Annotated in this window: 17 protein-coding genes; 8 read left to right on the top strand and 9 right to left on the bottom strand. The window is 62.9% G+C overall.

All coding sequences use genetic code 11. The annotated features are described in order from the left end of the window. The first annotated feature begins 86 nt into the window (after positions 1-86). The 3 genes from FJ543_RS09480 (at position 87) to FJ543_RS09470 (ending at position 1,911) form a co-directional block, all read left to right on the top strand. Positions 87-281, top strand: coding sequence for a DUF1192 domain-containing protein (locus FJ543_RS09480; RefSeq protein WP_015315356.1), 195 nt, complete (start codon positions 87-89; stop codon positions 279-281). An 87-nt stretch (positions 282-368) separates the two neighbouring features. Next, the gene (locus FJ543_RS09475; RefSeq protein ID WP_140874840.1) at positions 369-1,616 is read left to right on the top strand and encodes an MFS transporter; all 1,248 of its coding nucleotides are present in this window, start codon (positions 369-371) and stop codon (positions 1,614-1,616) included. Between the two features lie 31 nt (positions 1,617-1,647). Next, positions 1,648-1,911: a metalloregulator ArsR/SmtB family transcription factor gene (locus tag FJ543_RS09470; protein WP_010911936.1), complete on the top strand. Its 264-nt coding sequence runs from the start codon at positions 1,648-1,650 to the stop codon at positions 1,909-1,911. A 26-nt stretch (positions 1,912-1,937) separates the two neighbouring features. On the opposite strand, the gene FJ543_RS09465 is transcribed toward FJ543_RS09470, so the two are convergent. The 5 genes from FJ543_RS09465 to FJ543_RS09445 all read right to left on the bottom strand — a co-directional run bounded on the left by FJ543_RS09465 (position 1,938) and on the right by FJ543_RS09445 (position 4,714). Further along, positions 1,938-2,402, bottom strand: a complete 465-nt coding sequence (locus FJ543_RS09465; protein WP_140712679.1) for an SRPBCC family protein — start codon at positions 2,400-2,402, stop codon at positions 1,938-1,940. A 17-nt stretch (positions 2,403-2,419) separates the two neighbouring features. Then, positions 2,420-2,791, bottom strand: a complete 372-nt coding sequence (locus FJ543_RS09460; RefSeq protein WP_140874838.1) for a nuclear transport factor 2 family protein — start codon at positions 2,789-2,791, stop codon at positions 2,420-2,422. Between the two features lie 13 nt (positions 2,792-2,804). Further along, positions 2,805-3,128, bottom strand: a complete 324-nt coding sequence (locus FJ543_RS09455; protein ID WP_015315351.1) for a metalloregulator ArsR/SmtB family transcription factor — start codon at positions 3,126-3,128, stop codon at positions 2,805-2,807. Positions 3,129-3,133: 5 nt separating this feature from the next. Next, positions 3,134-3,790, bottom strand: coding sequence for a glutathione S-transferase family protein (locus FJ543_RS09450; protein WP_140822497.1), 657 nt, complete (start codon positions 3,788-3,790; stop codon positions 3,134-3,136). Positions 3,791-3,877: 87 nt separating this feature from the next. After that, on the bottom strand, positions 3,878-4,714 hold the full coding sequence (locus FJ543_RS09445) for an alpha/beta hydrolase (RefSeq protein ID WP_140874836.1): 837 nt from the start codon (positions 4,712-4,714) through the stop codon (positions 3,878-3,880). Positions 4,715-4,806: 92 nt separating this feature from the next. Between FJ543_RS09445 and FJ543_RS09440 the strand changes: the two genes are divergently transcribed. From FJ543_RS09440 to FJ543_RS09430, 3 genes are all read left to right on the top strand, one after another. Then, entirely contained in the window at positions 4,807-5,328 is a 522-nt protein-coding gene (locus FJ543_RS09440) for a helix-turn-helix domain-containing protein (RefSeq protein WP_140616689.1), read from the top strand. A gap of 76 nt (positions 5,329-5,404) precedes the next feature. Continuing rightward, positions 5,405-5,638, top strand: a complete 234-nt coding sequence (locus tag FJ543_RS09435) for a hypothetical protein (RefSeq protein ID WP_023773965.1) — start codon at positions 5,405-5,407, stop codon at positions 5,636-5,638. 161 nt (positions 5,639-5,799) lie between these two features. Then, positions 5,800-6,231 carry a heme-binding protein gene (locus FJ543_RS09430; protein ID WP_140662721.1) on the top strand — a complete coding sequence of 144 codons (432 nt, stop codon included), beginning with the start codon at positions 5,800-5,802 and terminating at the stop codon, positions 6,229-6,231. A gap of 9 nt (positions 6,232-6,240) precedes the next feature. Here the strand turns inward: FJ543_RS09430 and FJ543_RS09425 are convergent, their stop codons facing one another. The 3 genes from FJ543_RS09425 to FJ543_RS09415 all read right to left on the bottom strand — a co-directional run bounded on the left by FJ543_RS09425 (position 6,241) and on the right by FJ543_RS09415 (position 7,980). Then, entirely contained in the window at positions 6,241-6,642 is a 402-nt protein-coding gene (locus tag FJ543_RS09425) for a hypothetical protein (protein ID WP_015315345.1), read from the bottom strand. A 252-nt stretch (positions 6,643-6,894) separates the two neighbouring features. Continuing rightward, entirely contained in the window at positions 6,895-7,077 is a 183-nt protein-coding gene (gene rpmF / locus FJ543_RS09420) for a 50S ribosomal protein L32 (protein ID WP_008834724.1), read from the bottom strand. Positions 7,078-7,218: 141 nt separating this feature from the next. Beyond that, positions 7,219-7,980 carry a transglycosylase domain-containing protein gene (locus tag FJ543_RS09415; protein WP_140874834.1) on the bottom strand — a complete coding sequence of 254 codons (762 nt, stop codon included), beginning with the start codon at positions 7,978-7,980 and terminating at the stop codon, positions 7,219-7,221. A 222-nt stretch (positions 7,981-8,202) separates the two neighbouring features. On the opposite strand from FJ543_RS09415, the gene FJ543_RS09410 reads away from it, so the two are divergent. Then, positions 8,203-9,120 (top strand): polyprenyl synthetase family protein, encoded by a 918-nt coding sequence (locus tag FJ543_RS09410; RefSeq protein ID WP_140792669.1) that lies wholly within the window; start codon positions 8,203-8,205, stop codon positions 9,118-9,120. A 111-nt stretch (positions 9,121-9,231) separates the two neighbouring features. Next, positions 9,232-11,571, top strand: coding sequence for a response regulator (locus FJ543_RS09405; RefSeq protein WP_140616686.1), 2,340 nt, complete (start codon positions 9,232-9,234; stop codon positions 11,569-11,571). Positions 11,572-11,584: 13 nt separating this feature from the next. Here FJ543_RS09405 and FJ543_RS09400 read toward each other — a convergent pair whose 3' ends face one another. Then, positions 11,585-12,337: a Stf0 family sulfotransferase gene (locus FJ543_RS09400; RefSeq protein ID WP_140874833.1), complete on the bottom strand. Its 753-nt coding sequence runs from the start codon at positions 12,335-12,337 to the stop codon at positions 11,585-11,587. Between the last annotated feature and the right edge of the window lie 92 nt (positions 12,338-12,429).

Below are 12,429 nucleotides of genomic sequence, written 5' to 3'. Positions count from 1 at the left end.
CTGTTTGCATCGACGCCCTTGCCCTATGTATGCTCATTGCCAAATCAGGCAAATGGCCAATCTGGTCTGGCGGAGGAGGAGCAGCCATGGCGATCTTCGACGACGAACCCAAGAAGAAGGCACGTCCGCACGAGATCGGGCAAGACCTGTCGCTGCTTTCCGTCGGTGAACTGTCCGAGCGCATCGGCATCCTGCGCGACGAGATCGCCCGGCTGGAGGCCGAACTCAAGACCAAGGACACCACCAAGTCGGCTGCCGAGGCGCTGTTCCGTCGCGGATAAGTTCGCTGAGGTAACCGCCCGCCGCCGAAAACCGAATGCGACTGCCTTTAAACCTGCGTCCCGCCCAGTCCCCAGCCGGATCAAAAAATGCTCGCAGCCTACAGACCGATCCTTTCCCTGCTTCGCGGCACCGCCTTTCTTCTGGCTGCATCGGGACTGCACGGGCTGCTGCTGCCCTTGCGCGGCCAGGTGGAAGGGTTCTCGACCGCTTCGCTCGGCCTGATGGGCACGGCTTGGGCCGGCGGCTTCGTCACCGGCTGTTTCTTTGCGCCGCGCATCGTGCGCCGCGCCGGACATGTGCGCGCCTTCGGCGCCTTTGCTGCGTCCGGCGCCATCGTGGCGCTGCTGACGGGCCTGGTCATAGATGAATATGTCTGGATCCTGCTGCGTGCCTTCACCGGCTTCACCATGGCCGGCGCCTTCATGGTCATCGAGAGCTGGCTGAACGAAAAGGCCACCAACGAGAACCGCGGCACCGTCTTCGGCCTTTACATGATGGTCACCTATGCCTCGATCATGGGCGGCCAGATGATCGTCGCCGGCGGCGACGTGAAATCGGCGTCGTTGTTCATGATCACCGGCATCCTGTTTTGCCTGTCACTGATCCCGACCGCCGTGTCGACCGCCTCGCATCCCAAGCCGCTGCAGGACGTCAAGCTCGACGTCAAGGGACTCTACGCCAACTCGCCGGTGTCGGCGATCGCTTGCCTTTTGATCGGCATCGCCAATGGCGCCTGGGGCACGCTCGGCGCCGTCTACGGCGCCCGCATCGGAATCTCCACCGCCGAGATCGCCTTGATGATGAGCCTGGTGGTCGTCGCCGGCGCCGCCATGCAACTTCCGGCCGGGCGCCTCTCCGACAAGACCGACCGGCGTTTCGTGCTGGCCGGTGCCGCCTTCGGCGCGGCGCTGTTTGCGCTGCTCATCTTCCTGTTCGAGCCGCGCTCGGCGGTCTTCGTCCTCGTCTTCACCGCCGCCTACGGCGCTTTCGCCTACACGCTCTATTCGATCGCCGTGGCGCATGCCAACGACCACGCCAGTGCCGAGGATTTCGTCAAGGTGTCGGGCGGGCTGCTGCTGCTTTACGGCTTCGGCACCATGATCGGGCCGTTGCTGGCCGCCGCCCTGATGGGCTGGATGCGCCCGGAGGGCCTGTTCCTGGCGACAGCCTTCGCGCATCTGTCGCTGGCCGGCTACACGCTGCTGCGCATCAGCCGCCGCGCGCCGGTGCCGATCGGAGATCGCGATGCCTTCAAGACGCAGCCGGCCGACCGTTCGGTGACCCCCGAAGCATTGCGGCTCGATCCGAGAAGAAAAGCAGAAGCAAACAGTTGAGATTTGAAAAACTTTGCCTCACAAATGAGACATGATGTTTTCCGACGCCTTCATGGCGATCGCCGATCCCAATCGGCGCCATCTTCTGGAAGAACTTCGACGCGGTCCGAAGACCGTCAACGAATTGGCGGCCGGGCTGCCAGTCTCCCGCCCGGCGGTATCACAGCATCTGAAAGTGTTGCTCGACGCCGGGCTGGTCAATGCCAAGGCTGAAGGCACGCGGCGTGTCTATACGGTGAGCAATGCCGGCTTCCTCAGACTCAACATCTGGCTCGACCAATTCTGGGAAGCCTGATCTTCTTCGATCAGCAGCCACAACGATCAGGTTTCCATCCGCAAAAACTTGCCGAGCAGATCGAGCAACACCCCGGTCCCATGCTCGCGTGTGCCGGACGTGTCATGGCCATCGAGGAAAGCGCCCTGCTCGGTCAGCACCAGGCGCGTGCCCTTGTCTTCGGCAAAAAATTCGATCGTGGCCAGCGACACCGAGATTCTGATATCGCCGAACAGCATGTCGTAGCTGTAGACGATGCGCTGGTCGGGCACGATATCCCAGTAGGTGGCAGTGTAGACATGGATCGGCCCATCCTTTGGCCCACCAGCGTTGATCTCCTTGCCGCCGACGCGAAAGTCCATCTCGAAGCGGCCAGGCATGGGATTGTCTGGATCGGTGAACCATTGTCGCTTGGCGTCAGGGTTGCTAAGCGCGAAGAAGACTTTCGCCGGCGCGGCCGGATAGAAGCGCTCGATGACAAAAGTGGAATGAACGACGGAACGTTCGGCCACGGTTGGGTCCTCGTTGGTCAGCTTGATGGATTCTGCGGAATGAAGGCGCCACCGCGATAGCTGGCGCCGAAATAGACCTCGACGCTGCGCAACTGGTCGCCGCGAAACGAATGCAGCTCGGTGTTGCGAAAGGTCTTTCCTTCAAGCGTCTCGCAGCTGTATCGGACGAACACGTCATTGCCGTCTTCGCAGATCCGCTCGATCGTCATCGACCGGAAAAGCTTGCCGTTCGGCCAGCAGCGCTCGAAATAGGCCTTGCGATCGATGGCGTCGTCATAGGGGCTGGTGAAGGTGAAATCGTCGGCAAGGGTCGCCTCCATGACGGCGCGGTCGCTGGCCTGAAAGGCCGCGAAATAGCCGCGGACCAGGTCGGATTTGCTCTTTGACATGGCATGCTCCTCTTCAATTCTCCGCAAGAAAATCGCCGAGCCGATCCAGCCGGCGTTCCCATGAGAGGCGCCGCTCGTTGATCCAGTGTTCGGCCGCGCGCAGCGCCTTCGGCTCGATCTGGCAGGTGCGCACCCGTCCGACCTTTTGCGTGCGCACGAGGCCGCTCGCCTCCAGGAGATTGAGGTGCTGGACGACCGCCGACAGCGACATCGCCAGCGGCTCGGCCAACTGGCTCACCGACGCCGGGCCGCGTGATAGCCGGTCGACCATCTGCCGCCGCGCCGGATCGGCGAGCGCCTGGAACATCAGGTCGAGTTGGGCGGGATCGTGCAGCATCGCGATCAGCCGTTGTTGTAGGGAAAGAACTTGAAGTAAGGCTGCGCCTCCTCGATCACCCTGGTGAAGGCGGCGCGCTGCAGCAGGCGGTCGTGATAGCGCTTCACGGCGGGATAGCTGTCGCCGAACGGCTCGACCTTGTTGGCATAGAAGAGCGCCGGAGACGCCGCGCAATCGGCCATGGTGAAGATATCGCCCACAGCCCATTCCCTCGACAGCATCTCCCGTTCGATGATGGCGTAGGAATTGCGCAGCTGGCTCCGTGCCTGCTCGACACCGAATGGATCGGTCTTGTCCTGGGGCCGCAACCTGTCGCCGACGATCTTCTGCATCGGCTCCTGCACATAGAAATCATAGAAGCGGTCAGCCTGGCGGACCGCCAGCGCCAGGTCGATGCCTTCGGGAACGAGGTCAATCGGTCCCGGATAGTGCGCGGCCAGATATTCCACGACGATGGTCGATTCCAGCACCGTCCGGTCACGCGCGTCGTCGCGCAGCGCCGGCATCTTGCCGGTCGGCGAAACCTTCAGAAAGGCCGCGCGCGATTGCTCATCGCCTAGGTCGACGATGACGGGCGCAAAAGGCGTGGCGTTCTCGTAGAGCGCGATCAGCGGCTTCCAGCAAAAGGAGGCCAGCGGATGGAAATGCAGCGTCAGGGACATTCTTGTGCTCATCTGTTCTGTGGAAACACTGAAGCATTTACTTAACTATGCGGCAGGCCTCGCTCGTCAAGGCTCGCCCACGAAGTCTCAGCTGGATCGGACATGCTCGACAATGGCGGCTTCTATATCAGGCCAGTCATCCGGATGCAGTTCGTGACCGCCGCCTTCGACACGAAGGAGTTTCGCGCCGGCAACTGCTTGGGCCAAGGCCTCGCCATGCTCGACCGGAAAGATCGGATCCGACGTGCCGTGGATGACCAGAAGCGGCACCGCCAGTTCGTGCAGGCGACCCTTCCATTGGTCATTGCCCTTGAGCATGAAATGATTGGTGGCGCTGAGCAAGCCGCCGGACCTGGTATAATCCCGCTCGATGAACGCCCTCATCCCGGCCTCGTCGAACGGATGCGCGGTGCTGGCGATCGCGCGTGCATCGCTGACCATGAAGTCGATGACCTGGCGGCGGTCCGCCCAGTCGACTTTGGCCCCATCGGCCGAATGCTCCATATAGGCGTCGGTCGTTTGCGGCAGATGCGACGTGTCGGTCCCCACGGGCGAACTGCTGATCACGGTCAGCGAAGCGACGCGCGAAGGGTGCCGGAGCGCGACGAGATGCGCGATCATGCCGCCCATCGACATGCCCGCGACATGCGCCTTGCCGATGCCGTAACTGTCGAGAACGGCTATCGCGTCGTCAGCCATGTCGTCGAAAGTGTAGGGCGGCTGTCCCACCAGATATTTGGTCGACCGGCCGGTATCGCGATTGTCGTAGCGGATCACGTAAAGGCCGGCATTCGCGAGCGTCCGGCAAAACGCCTCCGGCCACCACAGCATCGAGGCCATCGCGCCCATGATCAGCAGCAGCGCCGGATCCGCCGGATCGCCAAACGCTTCGGATACGATCTCGGGACGGTCTTTGCTCGTCATTTCATGGCCTCCTCATCTGCTTGCATTTTGCAATCGGTTGCACGATAATAAAACCGATACGATAATGCAACCGGTTTTGCGGAGAAAATGGAATGACCCTCGATCGCCGGTCCGGCTGCCCGATCAACCTTTCACTCGAGGTGTTCGGCGACCGCTGGAGCCTGATCATCCTGCGCGACATGATTTTCGGCGGCAGGCGCCATTTTCGCGAGCTGCTCAACGGCTCGATGGAGGGTATCGCCTCCAACATCCTCGCCGACCGTTTGAAGCGGCTGATGGAGCTCGGCATGCTGACCAAGGCGGACGACCCCAGTCATAAGCAGAAGGCGATCTACAGCCTGACCGAGATGGCCATCACGCTGGTGCCCATCCTGGCCCATCTCGGCGCCTGGGGCCGCGTCTGGCTGCCGACAAGCGAGGAACTCTCGATCCGCGCCGAACTCCTGGAAAAGGGCGGACCTCCAATGTGGGAGAAATTCATGGACGAATTGCGCCATGAGCATCTCGGCACCCCCCTCGACACAGCGCCCGGCTCCTCTGTCCGCGCGACGCTGCAGGCCGCCTATGAAGCGGTGGTTGCTGAAAAGCCCCGCAACGCCAGCCCGGCCGTCTGACCAACTATTTTCCCCGTTGAAAGGCCGGCTCTGCTACAAAGGACGGAAATCACACTTCACGGGATTGGATACGCTCTTGGTTGAGAACTCTAGGGACACTGCCCGCGCGCGTGCCGATCTGCGCTTCAAGAAGCAGGAAGAGGCGGCGACGGTCCGGCAGAAAGCCATGGCCGAATACGTCGCCGAGAGCGATGCCCGCAAGGCCAAGACCGACAAGCTGCGGGCGCTGCGGCTGGCCAAGGAAGCCGAAGATCTAGCCAACGCGCCTGCCGCACCTGCCAAGAAGCCGGCCCGCGCCAAGAAAAAATAGCCCCGTCTCTCCGCCAATGCCTCGTCCTGGATCGAGCGGTCGTAACGCATCCGACAGGCACGCCTTCGTCCCGCTGCTGCGCGGGAAGCAATTTCAACCGAAAGCGGGATTGCCTGGTCCGGCTGGCCGGCGATGATTGGGCTGTTCAACAGGAGATTGCCATGACCGCTCTGTCGCTCGAAAAAGCCGTCGAGATCATCAATGCCGCCTTCGCCAAGGGCGCCGACCTCAAGCTCAAGCCGCTCGGCGTCTCGGTGCTCGACGCCGGCGGGCACCTGGTCGCCTTCCAGCGCCAGGACGGCGCCTCGTTCCTGCGCCCGCAAATGTCGGCCGGCAAGGCTTATGGCGCGCTGGCGATCGGCATGGGCTCGCGCAGGGTCGAGGCCTTCGCCAAGGAGCGCCCGCATCTGGTTGCCGGCATTTCCGACGTGTCGGGTGGACGCGTGCTGCCGGTCGTCGGCGGCGTGCTGATCCGCGACAAGGCAGGCAGTGTCATCGGCGCTGTCGGCATTTCCGGCGACACGTCTGACAATGACGAGGCGGCCGCGATTGCCGGCATCGAAGCCGCCGGCTTCGCCGCCGATCCGGGCTGAGGTTCCGGTCTAACTCAAATTGATGTCGCGGCTGGCCGACCGCATCGACACCGCGAACCCGGCCAGCACATCGAACAGCGCGATGATCAGCAGCGTGAAGAAGATGGAGTGCGCGGCACCCTTCACCAGCAGAAACTCGACCAGGAAAGCAACGAAGACAAGCGTCGACAACAGATGGTCCATGATCGAGGCGGTGGTCGTGCGCGCCGACTTCACCATTTCAAGGAACAGAAAAATCAGCCCGATCAGCACGATCAGGTCGCCGAGCGTCATCGAGAACACCCCGCCCGACATCATGCGGAACGAGAACATCTCGCTCGCCCACGGATCGTCGCCGCCGCCGAATATACCGAGCAGGCCGAGATTGTAGAGCACGAAAGGCACGATCAAAAGCGGGACGGCACCGAACATCTGGCGTCTCCATATGGGGGCACCTTCTGTAGAATGCCCCACAGGCACGGCGTCAAGATTTTTCGTGCGCGGCCGCAAACACGGTCGAATACCGGATGCAACAACCATGTCAGCCGGTTGCCCGGCCGACATGAAAATCGAGAGACGAAAGCTCAGCGCTTGAAGTAGCCGGCGCGCACGGCAAGGCCAAAACGCAAAAAGACCGGCCAGAAGCCGGTCTTTTGTAACTCGGTTGCTTGGGAAAAGCTGGTCTCAGCTTTCCTTGGGCGTCAGCACCTGGCGACCGCGATACATGCCGGTCTTCAGGTCGATGTGGTGCGGGCGGCGCATTTCGCCGGAGTTCTTGTCCTCGACATAGGTCGGGGCCTTGAGGGCGTCGGCCGAGCGGCGCATGCCGCGCTTGGACGGAGAGGTTTTGCGTTTCGGAACGGCCATGGATATGCTCCACTACATGGTCAAAAGCCCCGCCCGCCCTCGTGAAAGGGCCATGTCGGGGCCTAAATCTGAGAAAGTCGGGTGCCTATACACGCCTGACACCGTTTTGGCCAGCACCGCGGTGAATCTTTTTTATACCGGCTAGTCCAGGCAACCGACATAGGCGCCGGAGCGGCCGGCGCGCCGCTCGATCAGATTGGCGAGCCTTCTCAAGCCCGGCCCTGGTTTTGCCGGATTGCGGGCGATCGGATTGGGCAGCGTGACGGCGAGAAGGGCCGCCTGCCGTCTGGACAGCTGCTTTGCCGAAATGCCGAAATGGTGCCGCGCCGCAGCCTCGATGCCGTAGATGCCGGGCCCCCACTCGGCGATGTTGAGATAGATCTCCATAATGCGCCGCTTCGACATCACCGCGTCGAAATAGACGGCCAGCGGCAGTTCGACGACCTTGCGCACCGAGCCCAGCGGCCGCGACCACAGGAAGAGGTTCTTCACCGTCTGCATGGTGATGGTCGAGGCGCCGCGCGTCGCCTCGCCGGCCAGCGCATCGTCGACGACCCCCCTGAGCTCGCCGAGATCGACGCCGCGATGAAAGCAGAACTGCCCGTCCTCCGACATGATGACCGAATGGGCGAGCACCGGCGCGACATCATCGATCGACACCCAGCGCCGGTCGTAGCCGGAAAAGGTCGCAAGGTCCTTCAGCATCAGCGTCGACACTGGGTGCACGAAGGACGGTAGGTAGAGAAAGGTCAGCACCACCGGGATGAGCGCCAGCACGGCGGCCACGACGATGCCGCGCCGGACCCAGCGCCTGAGACTGCTGCGGCTCACGCCTCGCGATCTCGTCGCCATGTCCAGCTTTTCGGTCTCATGATCGACGATCGGTTCCGCCAAGCCGCCCAACCCATGCCAGAGAACTCGCTTTGAAACTGGCTCCCGTGAGTCATGTGAGGGTGTTTTCGAGAACCGGAGCGGAGCGTACATTCGAGTACGTGAACACCGGAAGCGCGGAAAACGCCTTCAGATGACCGCAGGAGATGAGTTTCCAAACGGGCTCTTACCGCCCCGGCATAATGGCGCTTGCCTTCTTGCGCAACGTCTGAGTGTCGGCTACCGGTCCCGGCCATGACGAATGACGACGAAATGGCGTTCGAAATGGCGCTCATCAGGCGCGCGGCCGCCGTCGAGGTGATGCTGCGTCGCTTGCTCGACGATCGCCCGCTTTCGGGTGAGATCGCTCGGCCCGATCGTCTGATGGCGGCGATGCGCCATGGCGTGTTGAACGGCGGCAAGCGCCTGCGCCCCTTCCTGGTCATGGAAAGTGCCGCCCTGTTTTCCGCCGATGGCGAAGCGGCGTTGCGCGTCGCGGCGGCACTCGAATGCGTGCATTGCTATTCGCTGATCCACGATGACCTGCCGGCGATGGACGACGATGACCTGCGCCGCGGCCAGCCGACCGTGCACAAGGCCTTTGACGAAGCCACCGCCATCCTGGCGGGCGACGCCTTGCTGACTCTGGCCTTCGACATCATCGCCGGCGAAGCGACGGCGCTGCCGGCCGAACGGCGCGCAGCCCTGGTGCTGGCGCTCGCCCGCGCCGCCGGGGCCGGTGGGATGGTCGGCGGCCAGAAGCTAGACCTCGAAGCCGAGCAAGTGCGACCGGACGAGGCCGGCATCATAACACTGCAGGCGATGAAGACTGGCGCGCTGATCCGCTTCGCCTGCGAGGCGGGTGCGATCCTGGCCGGCGCACAGTCGGATGACCTGGAAAGGCTTGCCGAGTTCGGTTCGGCGATCGGCTTGGCCTTCCAGCTCGCCGACGACCTGCTGGATCTGACGGCCGACGCCGAGCAGATGGGCAAGGCGACCGGCAAGGATGCCGCCGCGGGCAAGGGTACGCTGGTGGCCCTGCACGGCGCGGATTGGGCACGCAAGCAGCTCGACGGCCTCGTCGGCCAGGCGCACGCGCTGCTCGAGCCCTATGGCGAAAAGGCTGCCCTGCTGAAGGCCGCAGCGATCTTCGTCGCAACCCGCAACAGCTGACGGCAGGCTCATGTCGGTTGCGCGGTGCACCTGCGGTCCACCAACGAAATCTTAATGTAAATGAAGCGTAATCCCAATCCTTAGAATGATGCGTATGTGTTGGGGTTGCGCATGCCGGAATATTCTTCCTTTATCCGGTCCGTCCGGATACGTTATCTTTCAGGATTGTTGGTTTTCGCGCTGGCTTCAGCCGCCATCATGGTTGCGCTCAATCGCGTCAATTCCTTGCGCCATGAAATCGATGCGCTGAGCAGCAATCTCGTCATTTTCACCCGCGATCTGCGCAACGCCACCAGCTTCGCCGAGACAACCAGTTCCGCCTGGCGGATCGAGACGCGCGATTCGCTGACGGCTTCGGCGCGCGACCATTCCGAGCGGCTGACCGGCGAGATCGAGACACTGACCGCCCAGCTCGCCGCGATCCGCCCGCGCCTGTCGGCCAAGACCGTCAGCGAGCTCGCGGCCGCTTCGGTCAATGGCGACCTGTTCTGGTCGCCGCGTGACATGGTTCGCAACTTCAACCTGATGTCGGTGGCGCAAAAGACCGATGAATGGAGCACTCGCGAGATCCGCAACCAGAACGACCTGTTCGTTCAGCCCATGCTGGTGCGTGTCCGCACCGCGATGGACGACGAACGCCATCAGGCGGATGCCTCCAGCGACCGGCTGCTTTTGTGGGCAAGCGGCCTGTTGTTTGCCGTCCTTGGCATCGTCGCTTTCTGGATCTTCCGCCCGATGGAACAGGCGATCCGTCGCGCCTTTGCCCAGTCGGCCGAATCCTTGTTCAAGGCTGAGGCCGCCGACCGCGCCAAGTCGGAATTCCTGGCCAATATGAGCCACGAGATCCGCACACCGATGAACGGCGTGCTCGGCATGGCCGAATTGCTGGCCAAGACCGAGCTCAACCCGCGCCAGAAGACGTTCACCGACGTTATCGTCAAGTCGGGCAACGCGCTGCTCACCATCATCAACGACATCCTCGACTTCTCGAAGATCAATGCCGGGCAGTTGACGCTCGACCCCGCCCCCTTCCGCCTCTCGGAAGCGGTGGAGGACGTGGCGACGCTTGTCTCGGCGCGCGTCGCCGAGAAGAACCTGGAACTTATCGTGCGCGTCGACCCCAGGCTGCCGGCCTATGTCGTCGGCGACGCCGGCCGCTTCCGGCAGATCGTCACCAACCTGGTCGGCAATGCGGTGAAATTCACCGAGAAGGGCCATGTGCTGATCGATGTCGGCGGCGAAACCGTCAACGACGTCGTCCAGCTCAAGCTGCGCGTCGAGGACACCGGCATCGGCATCCCGGCCGAGAAATTGCAGAACGTGTTCGAGAAGTTCGCCCAGGTCGATGGCTCCTCGACCCGCCGTCACGAAGGTACCGGCCTTGGGCTCGCCATCGCCGCCCGCCTCGTCGACCTGATGGCCGGCAAGATCGGCGTCGAGAGCGAGATCGGCCGCGGCTCCGTCTTCTGGTTCGCCGTGCCGCTGCCGGTCCACCGTGCCGAGGCGCGCGACGCCATCGTGCCGGTCGACGTCACCGGCGCGCGTGTGCTGGTCATCGACGACAATCCGGTCAACCGCGAGATCCTGCTCGAACAGCTCAGAAGCTGGAGCTTCGACTGCGCCGCCGCCGAAAGCGGCGCGGTTGGCCTCGCCTTCCTCGATCGCGCCTGCCAGCTCGGCGCCAGCGTCGACTGCATCATCCTCGATTATCAGATGCCCGGCATGAACGGCGCCGATGTCGCCCGGGCCATCGCCGCCGACAGCCGGCTGTCCACCATCCCAGTCGTTATCCTGACCTCGGTCGACCAGGTCGATTTCGGCAAGATGATCATCGACTTCGGTATATCGGCGCATCTGACCAAGCCGGCGCGCTCGGCGGTCCTGCTCGGCACCGTCATCTCGGTCATCCAGAAGGCGCGCTCGCAGGTCGGCAAGGCGCACTTCATTCGCGAACCGATCCAACCGATGCCTCAGCCGGCTCCGCCGGCCTTCACGGTTATCCGCGGCCCCGCCATGCCGATCGCGGCAGTGCCGGAATCGAATGCCGCGCCGAACAGCCCGATCGACATCCTCATCGCCGAGGACAATGACGTGAACCAGATGGTGTTCGGCCAAATCCTCAATGGGCTGGGCTTGAGCTACCGCATCGCAGGCAATGGCCGCACCGCGGTCGAGATGTACCGGTCGCTGCATCCGAGGCTGGTTCTGATGGACGTCTCGATGCCGGAAATGAACGGCTACGAGGCGACACGCGCCATTCGGGCGATCGAGGCGTCGTCGGGTGGCCACATCCCGATCATCGGCGTCACCGCGCATGCGCTGAAGGGCGACCGCGACAAGTGCATCGAGGCCGGCATGGACGACTATCTGCCCAAGCCCGTTTCGCCCGATCGCCTCGGCGCCAAGATCGGCACCTGGCTAAGCGAGACGGTGGTGGCCAAGACGGCCTGAACTCCGTCCGGCGTCAGACGGTTGCGTCCAGATGGTAGCGTCGCATCCAGTCGAGGCTTGTCGCGTCGGCGAGCTTCGCGACACCCGGTTTCACATCCCCGGCGTTCGGCGACTGTACGCCCAAGGCCTGACAGATGGAAATCAGTGTCGCCGCCGGGCTGCTTGAAAGCCGCTCGTAGCCAGTCCGCAGTGGCGTTATGTCTTGCTCGGCGAACCATGTGTTCCACGCTGCGTCATAGGCCTCAAGCTCGGCGACTTCGTCCCTGATACGCTGGAAATCGTACCGCGGTTCTCCTGGCGATCCGACCCTTTCGATCTCCGTTCCATCGGAAGCGACGTGCCAAAGGCCGGTCTGCTCCGCCTTGACCAGGGAGACAGCCTGCGCAAGCTTGTTCTCACGCGACAGATGCACGTAGAGAACGCGACCGAAAGCCCTTTCGAAACGCGCTTTGTCCGACACAAGCCCCGGAAAAATCCGGTCGAGGATCGCTGAAAGCTCGTCCAGGTTTTCTCGCATCAGGCGAAGACCGAAGATTTCCGTACCACCCTTGCCGGCATCGATCGCCGCATTGAGATAGGCAAGCTGGAATTCAAGCTCGCCCATCGTGTCGCGAGGCGGCAGGTTCCATTCTTCGGCCCACTCCGACACATCCTGCCGCCGATAGAATGAGTGTGGATCGCCGGTCGTTCTGGTGGCCGCCAGCAGTTTGCACAGCAAGGTGCTGCCGGTTCTGGGCGTGCCGCAGATAATGTACGCGTCGAACATCGCTGTCCCTGTAGCTGCCGAAGGCGGACCAGCCCACCGGTCCGGCGCCGCTATAGCTGAAATCGTTGCTGGATACGATGGGCACATTCCAA

Origin of the sequence: Mesorhizobium sp. B2-5-7 (assembly GCF_006440875.1) — a bacterium.
GTDB lineage: Bacteria > Pseudomonadota > Alphaproteobacteria > Rhizobiales > Rhizobiaceae > Mesorhizobium > Mesorhizobium australicum.
The sequence above is the reverse complement of the archived record's forward strand: the minus strand, read 5'-3'. Positions and strand labels throughout refer to the sequence as shown.